A 15,588-nucleotide genomic window follows, 5' to 3' on the forward strand; every position below is an offset into this window, starting at 1 on the left:
CCATGCGGTTATCGCCCAAAAGTACCTTTGCGCGAACACTGATATTATTAGCTGGCTTGTTAATCGCAAGCCAGATTTTTTCATATCTCACCATAGTGAATTACGCGCTACTACCAAGTATTCAGCAATTTAATCGTATTTTAGCTTATGAAGTTAAGTTGATGTTGAAAGAAGATATTAAGATGGCTGACGGCCAAACGATTTATCTTGATCGACCTATTCGACGTAAGTTACTTGAAGAACTTGGAGTGACGTTACATGCGCCTAATTCTCCAGGTGCTGAAGAATTTAATGATGCCACTCATATTAGTTATTTGAGTGAAGAAATGTCGCGTGAATTACATTCACCAACCGATGTACGGTTATTGCTTGGCACTCATAGCTATGTGCTGTGGATGAAAACCGATGCGATGCCAAACTTTTTAATGCGTATTCCGTTATCTGAATTACAAGAAGATGATTTCGCACCGTTATTTCGTTATAGCTTAATTATTGCTTTCTTAGTGATTGCTGGTGGTTGGTTGTTTATTCGGATTCAAAATCGACCGTTAGTTGAACTCGAACAAGCCGCATTGCAAGTTGGGCGTGGTGAAACACCGCCGCAGTTACCTGAACAAGGTGCCTCTGAAATTCGCTCTGTGACCAAAGCTTTTAATCAAATGTCACAAGGCATCAAACAGCTCGAAGATGATCGGGCCTTATTAATGGCAGGGGTAAGTCATGACTTGCGGACACCATTAACCCGTATTCGACTCGCGACTGAAATGATGTCACCAGAAGACAGTTATTTAGCGGAATCGATGATCACGGATACTGAAGAATGTAACGCTATCATTAGTCAGTTTATGGATTATTTAAAATCGACTAAAAAACAAGATGAAGAAGATATTGATCTGAACCTGTTGTTAGAAGATGTGGCACATACTGAAGGCAGTTATGGTAATGTTATTGAACAGCAATTAACGCCAGTACCGGGTACGATTTCAGCTAATGCGGTAGCCCTTAAACGCGCGGTTGCCAACTTAGTGATCAATGCGCAACGCTACGGTAATGGTTGGGTGAAAATATCCAGCGGCGCTTCGGTTGATCGTAAATCCGCTTGGTTTTGCGTTGAAGATGATGGGCCTGGAATTGAGCCCAATCAAGTCACTAAAATGTTTCAGCCATTAACCCGTGGCGATTCAGCCCGAGGTAGTGCAACTGAAGGTACAGGGCTTGGGTTAGCGATTGTGAAGCGAATTATCGATCAAAATGAAGGGGCTATTTCAGTGCGTAATCGCAGTGAAGGTGGACTAAGAGTGGAGATCAGTTTGCCATTACATAAGCTCAAGCCGTAAGGATTTAACTTCGCTTGGCTGTGAAATAAGACCCAATAAAAAGCCCGCTCTCAATTCATAATGAGGCGGGCTTTTTTTAATGAGGATGATAATTAGTGTTGAGTGATCTTTGCTTCATCAATCAGTTCAACAGCATCAGCATTATCATCAGGTAAAATGATATTTAATAAAATCGCGGTAATACCGCCAGCAGCCATACCAGAAGATAAAATACTTTTTACAATCTCAGGCAGGAATTGCAAAATTTCAGGCTTTTGCGCAATCCCTAATCCCATCGAGAACGACAGCGCCATGATTAAAATGGCGCGACGATCAAGGTGACAGCGTGAGATGATTCGAATTCCTGATGCGGCAATGGTGCCAAACATTACAATAGTTGCACCGCCTAATACCGGTTCTGGAATCAGCTGTACTAAGTTAGCGACATCAGGGAATAATCCTAATAAAACCAACATGCCTGCGACAAAATAACCAATGTAGCGACTCGCAACACCTGTTAGCTGAATGATGCCATTGTTTTGGCTAAAGGTTGAATTGGGAAAGCTATTAAATACCGCAGCCATGGCTGAGTTAAGTCCATCGGCGAGTACGCCACCTTTGATACGCTTCATGTACAACGGCCCTTTGACCGGTTGCTCTGAGGTCTCTGAGGTTGCAGTAATATCACCGATAGCTTCCAATGAAGTGACTGCAAATACAATCATCAACGGTACTAATAATCCCCAATCAAAACTAAGCCCATATTGCATTGGCATTGGAATCGCAATTAATGGGTTGGTATTGGCGATATCGGTTTTTATCATTCCTAACAGCCACGCCAGTAATGTACCTGCAGCCATGGCAATAACAATCGATGATACTCGTAAGTAAGGATTTTTAACGCGGTTCAGCAACACAATAAACCCTAATACTGTACCTGCTAGCATCAGATTATCAAGGCTACCAAAACTACCGTCGGCAATCGCACTATAACCACCACCAATGGACGTTAGGCCAATCTGAATTAAGGTTAAGCCGATTAATGTCACCACAATGCCAGACACTAACGGAGTAATAATACGTTGCGCATGTTGCAAAATCCGTGAAATAAATACTTCAGTGAAAGCGGCAAAAATGATGGTACCAAAAATGGCTGCCATCATGGTTTGGGTGTCAGCACCACCGGCTTTCAGTGCTAAGCCAGCACCTATAATCGGACCTAAGAAATTAAAACTGGTACCTTGAATTGACAATAATCCCGAACCAATAGGGCCAAAGGTTTTAATTTGAATAAATGAAGCAATCCCTGATGCCAGTAATGACATGCTAACAATCGTGTTAGTGTCACTGGCGGGTAATCCCAAAGACTGGCAAATAATTAATGACGGCGTGATCACTGCGACAAACATTGCCAGTAAATGTTGGGTGGCTGCAAATAAGGTTTGGGGCAGCGGCGGTCTATCATCTAAACGATAAATAAGATCAGAGTTTTTTGGCGTGGCACTGGTGTGATGCTGGGTCATTGATCGATCCTAACCGGTTCTCTGGTATCCATTATTCGCGCTGAGTGGGCGAATGCTTGTGTGATTGGCGGTGATCTGTGATTGCTGTTAGTCAGAACCAAATCAACACTGGCAGAGAGTAAAGTAGTGAAATTTTGCCGCTATTGTAATTATCTTTTTAAAAATAGCAATCGTTTGCTTTATCTTGAGTGATTTGATTAATTAACGGCTATTAACCAAGGGTAAACTATGCGGTTATTAGCGTTAAGCTGCAATAACCGCGATAGTATCGATGCTAGGCGTTAGAATAATTTTCACGTTGGCCTATCCAGCGGTCGATAATCGCTGCAGCATTATCAGGATATTGGTCGTGAATATAACGTGCGAGTTTTTGCACTTGAGGAATTAAGTATTGATCGCGAATTAAATCAGCCACTTTAAAATCGGCAATACCCGTTTGTTTAGTGCCTAATAATTCACCTGGGCCTCGAATTTCAAGATCGCGCTGCGCAATCACAAACCCATCACTGCTTTCTCGTAACACCGCTAAGCGCTTTTGAGCCGTTTTGGTCAGTGGCGCATGGTAAAGCAACACACAATGACTGGCGATTTGGCCGCGACCGACTCGACCGCGTAATTGGTGTAATTGCGCTAATCCAAGCCGTTCTGGGTTTTCAATCACCATTAAACTGGCATTGGGTACATCAACCCCGACTTCGATAACGGTAGTCGCCACCAGTAGATCAATTTCACCGGCTTTAAAACTTGCCATAATTAGTTGTTTTTCTTTGGGCTTCATTCGACCGTGAACTAAACCAACCTTGAGATCGGGTAATAGACGGGTCAGTTCATCGGCGGTATCTGATGCCGCTTGAGCTTCTAATACTTCTGATTCATCAATCAAGGTGCAAACCCAATAGGTTTGGCGACCTTCCAGCTGACATGCGGCGCGAATACGCTCAATAATTTGTGGGCGACGGCTATCAGGTAGCGCAACAGTTTGAATTGGCGTTCGTCCTGGTGGTAACTCATCGATCACCGAGGTATCCATATCGGCATAAGCTGTCATGGCGAGGGTGCGTGGAATTGGAGTGGCCGTCATCACTAATTGGTGCGGGTAACAACCGTTTGTCGCCCCTTTTTCTCGCAGATCTAACCGCTGATGGACACCAAAACGGTGTTGTTCATCGATAATAATCAGCGCAAGGTTCTGAAATACTACTTGGTCTTGAAATAAAGCATGAGTACCGACCACCATTTTGGCGTCACCATTGGCAATGCGAACCAGCTCTTTTTCTCGTGCTTTACCTTTGAGTTTGCCCGCCATCCAACCGACTTCAATCCCCATAGGATTGAGCCACTGCGCAAAGTTGAGCGCATGTTGCTCGGCGAGTAATTCGGTCGGTGCCATTAATGCCACTTGATAACCATGCTCAATGGCGCGTAAAGCTGCAAGCGCGGCCACCAGAGTTTTTCCTGAGCCAACATCCCCTTGTACTAGGCGCATCATTGGTTGTGGTTGTGCAAGATCAGCCTCAATATCAGCTACAACCCGTTGCTGCGCGCCTGTTGGTGTAAACGGTAAACTGGCGAGTAGCTGTTGCTTGAGAGTGTCTTGTGGTGCTAATGACCAACTTTGATGTTGCTGTCCTTTACTGCGCAGTGCCAGCATTGATAAATTTTGTGCGAGTAGCTCTTCTAAAATTAACCGCTTTTGGGCTGGGTGTTTACCGGCATCAAATTGTTCTAATGAAATATCAGCCGTCGGACGATGCATCAATTGTAATGCTTGAGCGAGGGTCATTTGCTGATCATAAAGACCAGCAGGGAGTAACTCGGTAACCGCCGACTTTGCAAGTAAAGCGAGTGCTTGATCGGTTAAATTGCGCAATGTCGCTTGGCGTAAACCATCGGTGGTGGGATAAACCGGCGTTAAGGTTTCTTCAACGCTCAGCGCTGTAGGTTCAGAAAAAAGGCGGTAATCGGGATGAATGATTTCAAGTCCAAACTGGCTACCTTTAATTTCACCATAGGCTTTTACTTGCTTGCCTTGGCTAAAGCTGTTTTTCATCGCGGCATTAAAATTAAAAAACTTTAACGTCACTGAGCCTGTAGTATCACCAATTTTTACCGTTAGCATTTTGCGTTTGCCAAATTGAATACTGCAATGGCTAACTTCGCCTTGAACCGTTAAAAATTGACCGGGCGCAACCCGATTAATTGGCCAAATGCGGGTACGATCCTCATAACGAAGTGGCAAGTGAAACAGCACATCTTGGACGTTATTAAGTCCAATTTTATGGAGTTTTTCTGCCATTTTGGCGCCAACACCAGCCAGTTCAGTGAGGGCGATAGTGTTGAGGAGTTGTCCGCTCATGGTTAGTCCTTGTTAATTACGCTAGTTGCGACAGGGCGTTTGACCTTTTTGGCTTGCATTGCTGCCCACCATTGCTCGTCGGCAACAATCTGGCCTTGATCATCTAATTGCGGGTACGGTAAGTTTTTCTGTTTAGCGACATTGGCTAATACCGGATGTCCACGCTCAAATAGGATTCGATTGACCACACTATCATCAAGTAAGGTGGTGGTGCGATCGTACATGCCTGCATTTTGACGTTGGCGTTGTGCTTCATAGAGAATTAATGCACTGGCGACAGAAACATTGAGAGATTGCACCATGCCGACCATGGGAATAATAATATCTTGATCAGCCAACGCTAATGCTTCAGCGGTGATGCCATTTTTTTCACCACCGAGAATAATCGCGGTTGGTTTGGTGTAATCGACCTCACGAAAATCAACCGCAGAGGCAGATAAATTCGTTGCAAGGACTTGCATGCCTTGTGCTTTAAGGGCATTAACAGCCTCAACCATGGTGTCATGGGTTTCAAGCTCGACCCAGTTACGAGCGCCAGCTGAAGTATGACTCAATACTTTCATGGCCTCTTTTGGCCACACGGCATGCACTTTATGGACGCCAACGGCATCAGCGGTACGAATAATAGCAGAGACATTATTGGGTTTATGGACTTCTTCCATACACACGGTGAGATCAGGTTGGCGAGTAGCTAATACTTGATGGATACGTTGAAAGCGATCAGGAGTCATACGGTTTAAGCCATTGGCAATAATAACAATGACACCATAATAATATGGATTGGTAGCCAAATACACAAAACGCCCATGAGTGGGCGTTTTATTCATAGTATCAACAGCAGATTCAATGGCTGCGGTTAATTTTTTTGGCGAGCAACCCGTACCACATCTGGCATGATGCGAATACGACGCATGATATTGGCCAAGTGGACACGGCTCTTGGTGGTCAAACGGACGGTGATCGTATACAGACGGCCGTCTTTTTCTTCGGTCGCTAAACCTTGAATATTAGAGCCTGTTGCTGCAATCGTGTTGGTTAAGTCTGCCAGTGCACCTTGGTGATTTTGCATGTCGACTTTGAGGTTAGTGACAAACTCTTGCTCAAAATCTTCACTCCATTCAACCGCCATGTACTTATCGGGTTCTTTACGGTAACCACGAATATTGGCACATTCTTCACGGTGAATAACCAAGCCTTTACCAGGACTGACATGAGCAACAATCGGATCACCATGGATTGGATGACAACAGTTGGCAAACGTCAGCAAAATACCGTCAGCACCTTGAATTGGTAAGCGGCGATCACTGTTTTTGGCAGTGAGTTCATCGGCATTACCTAATAATCGGCGTGCAATAACCACACTCATTAGCTCACCTAAACCGATTTCCGTTAATAAATCATCAACGGTTTCAAGTTTTAGATCGGCTAATACTTTGGTAATGTTTTCAGCCGCAATTGTCTGCATGTTGACACCACCTAAGGCATGATTAAGTAATCGACGCCCAAGGGTAATCGACTCATCACGGCGCATGGTTTTTAGAACCTGACGCACTTTAGTACGCGCACGTGAAGTAACCACATAGTTAAGCCATGCCGCATTAGGTCGCGCACCAGGGGCGCTAATAATGTCGATGGTTTGACCATTTTTCAGTGGTTTACTTAATGGGTAAGGTTGGCGATCGACACGAGAGCCGACACAAGTATTACCTATATCGGTATGCACAGCATAGGCAAAATCAACTGCCGTTGCGCCCACAGGTAATTCAACAATGCGACCTTTAGGGGTAAAAACGTAAATTTCATCAGGGAAAAGATCAGATTTAACGTTTTCGATAAACTCAAACGAGCTACCCGCACTTTGTTGAAGTTCTAGTAGACTTTGCATCCAACGTTGAGCTTTAACTTGGGCGGTGGTCCCTGGGGTTTCACCGTCTTTGTAAGTCCAATGCGCAGCCACACCTTTATCCGCCATCTGATCCATATCTTCAGTGCGAATTTGAACTTCAACCGGTACCCCATGAGGGCCAACCAGTGAAGTATGCAGCGATTGATAGCCATTGGCTTTTGGAATTGCAATATAGTCTTTCATGCGGCTTGGGCGGGGTTTATACAGATTATGTACCTGACCCAAAACGCGGTAGCAAGTATCAAGATCATCGACTAAAACGCGGAAGGCGTAGATATCCATGATCGAATGGAAGCGCTGTTCTTTATTCTTCATCTTATTATAGATGGAGTATAAATTCTTTTCGCGACCAGATACTTCTGCTGCTATTCCCGCATCATTAAGGCGACCCTCAATTTCTGCGTGAATTTTATTAATCATTTCTTTGCGGTTGCCACGGGCTGCTGCGACGACTTGTTTTAGGACGCGGTAGCGGTTGGGATATAACGCTTCAAAGCCAAGCTCTTCAAGTTCAGATTTGATGTTATGAATACCAAGACGGTGGGCAAGCGGAGAGAATATTTCAAGGGTTTCACGAGCAATGCGGCGGCGTTTATCAGGACGTAGTGCCCCTAACGTACGCATATTGTGAGTACGATCAGCAAGTTTGATCAGAATAACGCGAATATCGTGCGCCATTGCCATGATCATTTTACGGAAGTTTTCAGCTTGCGCTTCTTTGCGATCGCGGAATTTGAGTTTATCGAGTTTAGAGACGCCATCAACCAATTCGGCAACAGTATCGCCAAAGCGGCAGGCTAGATCCTCTTTAGTGACCTCGGTATCTTCAATCACATCATGCAGCAACGCTGCCATCAGTGTTTCAATATCGAGACGCATTTCCGCCAGAATACGGGCAACCGCAACTGGATGGATGATATAAGGCTCGCCTGTTGAACGAGTTTGGCCTTCATGGGCGTCGCGAGCAACAAGATAAGCCTGTCGAAGCACCTCAATTTGAGACTTCGACAGGTACTTGGTTGCGACTTCTTTCAGGCTATCAAAAAGATACAATGCCTGGTTTCCTGATTAACGGTGATGGTCGCCAGCAATCGCACTAACAGCTGCTAATTCAGCTGCTTCTTGCTCTTGCAGTTCCTGACGCTCACGAGCATCAAGGATATCTTTAGTAATTAGGCCTTCTTCGATTTCACGAAGTGCAATTACTGTGTATTTGTCGTTTTCTTCAGGAACCAATGGATCCTTACCGCCGGTTTGCATTTGACGTGCGCGGCGAGCAGCAATTTGGATCAGATCGAAACGGTTGCCAATTTTATCAACAGCGTCTTGAACGGTTACGCGTGCCATGGAGGACTCCAGTGGTTATTAAATTAGGAATAGAAAATTGTACAAAATAACTTACTGATCTGCTAGTAGCGCAGTCAACATGCTTCTATATTTAGCAGTTTGCTTGTCTTGCTTCAATCGTTCTGCACGAATAATTGCTTTAAAGTCAATTAATGCGACATCGAAATCGTCATTAACGATTACATAATCGTATTCGTTATAGTGTGAGATCTCTGAACGTGCTTCTTCCATACGACGCGCAATAACAGCTTCGCTGTCTTGACCACGAGTATTAAGTCGACGCTCCAATTCCTCTTTTGACGGAGGTAGGATAAACAAGCTTTTAGCGGCTGGCATCAGTTTACGAATTTGACGTGCACCTTGCCAATCGATATCTAAAAAGACATCAATACCTTTATTTAACTGCTGTTCAATCCATGGACGAGAAGTACCATAGTAATTGCTAAACACTTCGGCATGCTCAAGGAATGCACCTTGTTCTACCAAGTCGGTAAATTCTTCTACGCTAACGAAATTGTAATGAACGCCGTTTTCCTCGCCCGGGCGCATGCCACGAGTCGTATGGGACACGGATACTTTCATGTCATAGGTCGGGTTAGTTTCAAGAAGGGCATTAATCAGACTTGATTTACCAGCACCACTCGGGGCCGACACGATGTATAGAGTACCTTTGCTCATTGCCTATTTTCACTCAGTGATAGAAGGGCGCGAAGATTATCACGATCTGCGCATAATTGAAATTAGCTGATTGCTTGAAAATTCATCTTTTTTACGGAGTCAATACAATTTAAGCCTAGCTGGCTTTATTGATATTTCATAATCAGACTGCCTTTTCAAACCACTTTCCAAGCTAAAGAGTATTAACTTGGAAAGCGTGAGTAGCGATTATTTACTCAATGTTCTGGATTTGTTCACGCATTTGCTCGATCAAAACTTTGAGTTCAACCGCAGATGCTGTGACGTCGGTATTAATTGATTTTGATGCCAATGTGTTTGATTCACGGTTAAATTCTTGCATCATAAAATCAAGACGACGACCACATGCGCCACCTTTAGCGAGAATTTTGTTGGTTTCCTTTACATGTGAATCAAGGCGATCAAGCTCTTCGGCAACATCACTTTTTTGCGCCAGCATGATCAGCTCTTGCTCTAGGCGGTTGCTGTCTAGATCGACTTTAGCTTCATCAAGACGCGACATAATACGCTCACGTTGCCACACCATAATTTGTGGCATTAAAGCACGTACTTTGATCGCTTCTGTTGAAATTGCAGCTAAACGTTGGTCGATCAACTGCTTCATGTTGTCGCCTTCGCTAGCACGTGCCGCAATAAAATCATCCATAGCAAGCTCAAAGCCCGCAAGTAGATCTTTATTTATCACGTCTAAATCTTGTTCGGGTGCTTCCATCACGCCTGGCCAGTTAAGCACTTGGAATGGACCAATATTACCTTCACCTGCTGTTTCTGTTACCCAACGCGCCGCATGAATGACTTGTTTAGCTAAGGCTTCATTGATGGTGAGTTCAGTATTGGCAGCTGTGTTAGCTTCGTAACGAAGATTACATTCAACTTTACCGCGTGCTAGACGTTTACGAAAACGCTCGCGCAATACCGGCTCAAGGCTACGGAATTGTTCAGGCATACGAATGTAAGTTTCAAGATAACGTTGGTTTACTGAGCGGATTTCCCACACAGCAGTGCCCCAGTCGCCTTTTATTTCGCGACGAGCATAAGCAGTCATACTATGGATCATTGGCTTGTGGCCCTTTGGTTATGATGGTCGCGACGGCTAAACTTAGCGTATTGCACGGTAAGTCTGATCTTTTAATTACAATAGAGGTGCGTCGTAACCGAGTTTTATTATTATATGCGAGATCACAGGTTGTGGGCTACTGCTGTAAATGCAAAACAAGGTTGAATCTATCATTTAAGCGATGGTTTTCTCGTGCACTGGGATTGAGATGTCGCTATAATCGCCGGTTAATATCATCCAGCCAAAGGGAAATCCCGATGCGTCCAAGCGGAAGAAGTGCCACTCAGGTACGTCCAATCACTATTACTCGTAACTATACAGCCCATGCTGAAGGTTCAGTATTGGTTGAATTTGGCAACACCAAAGTAATTTGTACTGCCAGTGTTGAAGAAAATGTGCCGCGTTGGCTTAAAGGTAAAGGCCAAGGTTGGGTGACTGCAGAATATGGTATGTTGCCACGCGCCACGCATACTCGTAATCGCCGTGAAGCGGCTAGCGGTAAGCAAGGCGGTCGCACTATGGAAATTCAACGTCTGATTGCGCGTAGTTTACGTGCTGCGGTTGATTTGAAAGTGCTTGGCGAGCAAATGATCACTGTTGATTGTGATGTGATTCAAGCAGATGGTGGCACACGTACAGCCTCTATCACCGGCGCAATGGTGGCATTGGTCGATGCAATCAATTATATGCTTGAAAAAGGCATGATCAAGAAAAGCCCACTTAAAGGCATGGTTGCTGCAGTGTCGGTTGGTATCTATAAAGGCGAGCCAATTTGCGATCTTGAGTATCTTGAAGATTCCGCCGCTGAAACCGACATGAATGTGGTGATGACCGAAGACGGCAAGATGATTGAGATTCAAGGTACTGCTGAGGGTGAGGCGTTTAGCCATGAAGAGTTGCTGGCAATGCTAGCACTGGCCAAAGACGGCATCACCGATATTATTTCGATGCAGAAACAAGCCTTAGAAAACTAATTGTTAGCGGTTCCTATTGGAGCCGCTTTTTTTTATCTGAAATTTATTGGTTAGAGGAATAATCATTGATTTCAGCGGCAACAGTTTTACCACTGAGATGGGTAAAGGTTGCTTCTATCTTCAACATTGTAAAACACGAAAGTCGTTTAAGGAGCCACAATGAAAGCATATCAGCGTCAGTTCATCGAATTTGCCCTAGAAAAAGGCGTATTAAAGTTTGGTGAGTTTACTCTGAAATCGGGTCGTAAAAGTCCGTATTTCTTTAACGCGGGATTATTTAATACTGGTCGTGATCTTGCGCGTCTAGGCCGCTTTTATGCTGCAGCATTGGTTGACGCTAAGATTGAGTTTGATGTGTTATTTGGCCCAGCGTACAAAGGGATTCCAATTGCGACCACTACCGCTGTAGCATTGGCTGATCATCATGATATTGATACGCCATATTGCTTTAACCGTAAAGAAGCCAAAAACCATGGCGAAGGTGGCAATCTAGTTGGTAGTGAACTTGAAGGCCGCATTATGTTGGTTGATGATGTGATCACTGCAGGGACCGCGATTCGTGAATCAATGCAAATTATTAAAGCCAATGGCGCTGATTTAGCGGGCGTATTAGTGGCGATTGATCGTCAAGAAAAAGGTCAAGGCGAATTGTCTGCGATTCAGGAAGTCGAGCGTGATTTTGGTTGCGCGGTGATTTCAATTGTCTCGCTAGGCGATGTGGTGACTTATTTAAGCGAGCAAGCGGGCATGGAACAGCATCTAGCCGCTGTTACTGCGTACCGAACTCAATACGGTGTGTAATTAGCTTAAATTACTACCGAATAATAAAAAAGCGAGTCTCGATTGAGGCTCGCTTTTTTTATGCCGCTGTTGATGGATTAAATCAATACCGAGTTTGATTAACCTAATTGACCGCTAAGCAGTTGCCAATAATCATCAAAGTTTTCAGTTGGCTTATATTTAAAGCTTGAACGAACATAGCGACTTAAGCTGCCTTCCACCTGGCCTAATAACTGGGCGGCTAAAATGGATTCATCAATAGGGAAGCCCTTGCCTTCACGTAATTTACGTTCTTTAAGAATTTGACGTAATTGTGATTCAATACGTTCAAATAACTGATTAATGCGTGACTGTAAGCGATCTTGTTCAAACATCAATGCGTGACCGGTCATGATACGGCTCAAACCGGGATTACGCTCACCAAACATCAAGATCAGTTGTAGCACCATACGCAGGCGGGTAAGGGTATCTTTTTCATCGTCAAGAATACGGTTAATACGAGTGGTAATTGAATCTTCGATAAATTCAATCAGGCCTTCAAACATCCGTGCTTTACTTGGGAAGTGGCGATAGAGTGCAGCTTCCGAGACCCCAACATTAGCCGCCAGCATTTTGGTGGTAATACGTTGGCTTCCTTGATTTGATTCCAACATATGAGCAAGACACTGAAGTATCTCTTCGCGGCGATTGCTTTTTTTGGTGCCAGCCATGAATTATCGTTCCTTAGCAAAATGAGACTGTCCATGGACAGCATGAAACCCGCTTATCTTAGCGATGCCATTGCGTCGTGAAAAGCACTGGATGATAAATGTATGCAGTTTATCAGTAAAAAAAGCGCAACCCTCAATAGTTGCGCTTTGTGTTTGATCGTTATCGGTTATTTTAGCATCAAAATAAATTCATGCGTTAAAAGCATAACTGATATTTATTGATGGCAATGAACTTATTGACGGCCTGAGTGACCAAAACCACCTTCACCACGAAGACTTGCATCGTCAAAATCAGTCACAATATTAAATTGTGCTTGTACCACAGGCACAAAAACTAATTGCGCAATACGATCACCAGGCTCGATTGTGAAGGTTGTGTCACCACGGTTCCAGACAGATACCATTAGTTGGCCTTGATAATCTGAATCGATTAAACCAACTAGGTTACCTAGCACAATGCCATGCTTATGACCCAAACCTGAACGTGGCAAAATCGTTGCTGCTAGATTTGAATCACCAATATGAATCGCTAAGCCGGTCGGCACCAGGTGAGTTTCCCCTGGTGCGACGGTTAATGCTTGATCAAGACACGCACGTAAATCAAGCCCAGCAGAGCCTGTGGTTGCATAAGCAGGTAATGGAAACTCAGTTCCAACACGAGGGTCAAGAATTTTAAGATCGATAGTGTTCATAATAATGCTCTAGTGCGTGGCGTGTTGATAAAGGGCAACAATTTCGGTCACTAATTGTTGGCCAAGATCGGCTTTAGTGGTTAATGGTAATGCTTTATCACCATTAGGCCAGAATAAATGGAGTGCATTGGTGTCGCTATTAAAGCCTTGTCCTTGTACTGAAACGTCATTGGCACAAATAAGATCAAGCTTCTTGGTGGCGAGTTTGCCACGCGCATAGTGCTCGACATCCTGAGTTTCAGCGGCAAAGCCAACTGTAAAGGGACGCTGGTCAGTAAGCGCAGCAATAGCAGCAACGATATCAGGGTTTTTCACCAGTTGAATGGTTATTGTTTCGTTGTCTGATTGTTTTTTCATTTTTTGTTCAGCAATCTGCGCAGGGCGGAAATCTGCCACTGCGGCACAGGCGATAAAGATTTCATTTTTTACCGCGTAAGCTAACGCAGCTTGCTGCATGTCGATAGCGCTACTGACATCAACCCGTGTTACCCCCACAGGTGTAGTTAGGTTTACTGGGCCACTGATTAAGGTCACATTAGCGCCGCGTTTAGCCGCTGCTGTTGCAATGGCAAAGCCCATTTTACCTGAGCTGTAATTACTTAAATAACGTACTGGATCTATCGCTTCACGAGTAGGGCCAGCAGTAATGACGATATTTAATCCTGCTAGATCAGGCTGTTGAAAAAAATCTTCGCAATGGTGCACCAGTTGCATTGGTTCAAGCATTCGTCCTGGACCCACATCACCACAAGCCTGTTCGCCACTAGCCGGTCCCCATAACCTAAACCCACGCCGCTGAAGCGTAAGTAGATTTTCTTGAGTGGCGACGTTGCGGTACATTTGCTGATTCATTGCCGGTGCAACAGCAATAGGCGCATCAGTTGCTAAACACAGTGTCGACAGCAAATCATTACCCATGCCGGCACTGATGCGAGCAATTAAGTCGGCTGTTGCGGGCGCGAGTAACACCAAATCGGCCCATTTAGCCAGCTCAATATGACCCATTGATGCCTCGGCAGAAGGGTCTAATAAGCTACTTGAAACAGGATTTCCCGATACCGCTTGCATGGTTAGTGGTGTAATGAATTCTTGTGCTGCGGTGGTCATTACAACTTGAACTTGTGCGCCGCGTTCAATTAAGCGACGCGTAAGCTCTGCACATTTGTAGGCAGCGATACCGCCGCTAATGCCGAGAAGGATTTTTTTTCCTGCCAGTGTTTGCATGGTTTTGCCTGTGTCTAGAAGCCAATAAATTTTGCTGACACGATAGCATCAAATCTATCAACGATCATCGCTTGCAATGGTGGTTAGGTTTTTTTATCAGTGATCGTGTCGAGGTTTTATGATTGTAAATAGTCATATTATCCCTAAAAATTGTCGATGATTTCAAAAAACAGTACTGGGTAGGTTGTGTAAAAAGTGATGGCTGTTTTGCTAGTGGTATACCAATAAGGAGACAATATGTCGCTTAAGCAATTGCCATTAGCATCGCGTCCGCGCGAAAAATTATTATCTCACGGTTGTGAGTCACTCACCGATGCTGAATTATTAGCCATTTTTTTACGCACTGGCATTAAAGGGATGAACGCGTTGGAATTGGCGACGTATTTATTGCAAGAATTTGGTTCATTACGCGCCTTGCTGGCTGCAGATAAAGAAACTTTTTGTGAGGTTAAGGGCTTGGGTCCGGCAAAATTTGCTCTGTTGCAGGCCGTTTTAGCAATGGGAGAGCGATATTTAGAAGAAATTTTAAAAAAAGATAACGCGCTCACAAATCCACAAAATACACGCCAATATTTAGTCAAAAAATTACGCCATAAACAGCGCGAAGCCTTTTATATCCTATTCCTAGACAATCAACACCGAGTGATCACTGGAGAGGTATTATTTGAAGGAACGCTTGATTGTGCGAGCGTCTATCCGCGTGAAGTTGTAAAAAGATCGTTAGAACTTAATGCAGCGGCGTTAATTTTAGCGCATAATCACCCATCAGGCGTTGCTGAACCTAGTCAGGCTGACCATCGAATAACCCGCAAGATCAGCGATTCGCTGGCTTTAGTCGATATTCGTGTTCTGGATCATTTTGTTGTCGGTGAGGGAGAAGTTATTTCCTTTGCCGAGCGCGGTTGGCTATAAAATAGACAATTTTCGACAAAAAAAGTGAGAAAGGATCTGCTCGGGACTTGAGCAACTGGTTTTGACTTAGTATAATGCGCGACCTTTGATAGCTG

14 protein-coding genes are annotated in these 15,588 nt (G+C 44.4%); 4 read left to right on the top strand and 10 right to left on the bottom strand.

Annotation, left to right across the window (positions count from 1 at the left end):
- Nucleotides 1-2 precede the first annotated feature (2 nt).
- Nucleotides 3-1,337, top strand: coding sequence for a two-component system sensor histidine kinase EnvZ (envZ, locus tag G6R09_RS13920; protein WP_065169260.1), 1,335 nt, complete (start codon nt 3-5; stop codon nt 1,335-1,337).
- A 92-nt stretch (nt 1,338-1,429) separates the two neighbouring features.
- Here the strand turns inward: envZ and G6R09_RS13925 are convergent, their stop codons facing one another.
- The 7 genes from G6R09_RS13925 to G6R09_RS13955 form a co-directional block, all read right to left on the bottom strand.
- A complete protein-coding gene (locus G6R09_RS13925; protein ID WP_163923113.1) occupies nt 1,430-2,839 on the bottom strand; it encodes a uracil-xanthine permease family protein in 1,410 nt (469 codons plus the stop codon).
- A 274-nt stretch (nt 2,840-3,113) separates the two neighbouring features.
- Complete coding sequence (gene recG / locus G6R09_RS13930; protein ID WP_163923116.1) at nt 3,114-5,195, bottom strand: ATP-dependent DNA helicase RecG; 2,082 nt, start codon at nt 5,193-5,195, stop codon at nt 3,114-3,116.
- A 2-nt stretch (nt 5,196-5,197) separates the two neighbouring features.
- Entirely contained in the window at nt 5,198-5,926 is a 729-nt protein-coding gene (gene trmH / locus G6R09_RS13935) for a tRNA (guanosine(18)-2'-O)-methyltransferase TrmH (protein WP_065169352.1), read from the bottom strand.
- Between the two features lie 125 nt (nt 5,927-6,051).
- Complete coding sequence (spoT, locus tag G6R09_RS13940; RefSeq protein ID WP_163923117.1) at nt 6,052-8,154, bottom strand: bifunctional GTP diphosphokinase/guanosine-3',5'-bis pyrophosphate 3'-pyrophosphohydrolase; 2,103 nt, start codon at nt 8,152-8,154, stop codon at nt 6,052-6,054.
- A gap of 15 nt (nt 8,155-8,169) precedes the next feature.
- Nucleotides 8,170-8,448, bottom strand: coding sequence for a DNA-directed RNA polymerase subunit omega (gene rpoZ, locus G6R09_RS13945; protein ID WP_036789323.1), 279 nt, complete (start codon nt 8,446-8,448; stop codon nt 8,170-8,172).
- A 51-nt stretch (nt 8,449-8,499) separates the two neighbouring features.
- The gene (gene gmk / locus G6R09_RS13950; protein WP_036789325.1) at nt 8,500-9,126 is read right to left on the bottom strand and encodes a guanylate kinase; all 627 of its coding nucleotides are present in this window, start codon (nt 9,124-9,126) and stop codon (nt 8,500-8,502) included.
- A 211-nt stretch (nt 9,127-9,337) separates the two neighbouring features.
- Complete coding sequence (locus G6R09_RS13955) at nt 9,338-10,201, bottom strand: YicC/YloC family endoribonuclease (RefSeq protein WP_065169263.1); 864 nt, start codon at nt 10,199-10,201, stop codon at nt 9,338-9,340.
- A 257-nt stretch (nt 10,202-10,458) separates the two neighbouring features.
- Here G6R09_RS13955 and rph point away from each other — a divergent pair, with 257 nt between their 5' ends.
- Together rph and pyrE are read left to right on the top strand one after the other, a co-directional pair.
- Nucleotides 10,459-11,175 (top strand): ribonuclease PH, encoded by a 717-nt coding sequence (gene rph, locus G6R09_RS13960; protein ID WP_036789329.1) that lies wholly within the window; start codon nt 10,459-10,461, stop codon nt 11,173-11,175.
- A gap of 159 nt (nt 11,176-11,334) precedes the next feature.
- On the top strand, nt 11,335-11,976 hold the full coding sequence (gene pyrE / locus G6R09_RS13965) for an orotate phosphoribosyltransferase (RefSeq protein WP_065169264.1): 642 nt from the start codon (nt 11,335-11,337) through the stop codon (nt 11,974-11,976).
- A gap of 98 nt (nt 11,977-12,074) precedes the next feature.
- Here the strand turns inward: pyrE and slmA are convergent, their stop codons facing one another.
- The 3 genes from slmA to coaBC all read right to left on the bottom strand — a co-directional run bounded on the left by slmA (nt 12,075) and on the right by coaBC (nt 14,581).
- Nucleotides 12,075-12,665, bottom strand: coding sequence for a nucleoid occlusion factor SlmA (gene slmA / locus G6R09_RS13970; RefSeq protein WP_065169265.1), 591 nt, complete (start codon nt 12,663-12,665; stop codon nt 12,075-12,077).
- A gap of 233 nt (nt 12,666-12,898) precedes the next feature.
- Nucleotides 12,899-13,357, bottom strand: a complete 459-nt coding sequence (gene dut / locus G6R09_RS13975; RefSeq protein ID WP_065169266.1) for a dUTP diphosphatase — start codon at nt 13,355-13,357, stop codon at nt 12,899-12,901.
- Nucleotides 13,358-13,366: 9 nt separating this feature from the next.
- Nucleotides 13,367-14,581: a bifunctional phosphopantothenoylcysteine decarboxylase/phosphopantothenate--cysteine ligase CoaBC gene (coaBC, locus tag G6R09_RS13980; protein ID WP_163923121.1), complete on the bottom strand. Its 1,215-nt coding sequence runs from the start codon at nt 14,579-14,581 to the stop codon at nt 13,367-13,369.
- A 237-nt stretch (nt 14,582-14,818) separates the two neighbouring features.
- Here coaBC and radC point away from each other — a divergent pair, with 237 nt between their 5' ends.
- Nucleotides 14,819-15,493: a DNA repair protein RadC gene (radC, locus tag G6R09_RS13985; RefSeq protein WP_065169268.1), complete on the top strand. Its 675-nt coding sequence runs from the start codon at nt 14,819-14,821 to the stop codon at nt 15,491-15,493.
- Nucleotides 15,494-15,588 lie beyond the last annotated feature (95 nt).

Source organism: Photobacterium sp. Alg240-V54 (assembly GCF_900537155.1).
Lineage (GTDB): Bacteria > Pseudomonadota > Gammaproteobacteria > Enterobacterales > Vibrionaceae > Photobacterium.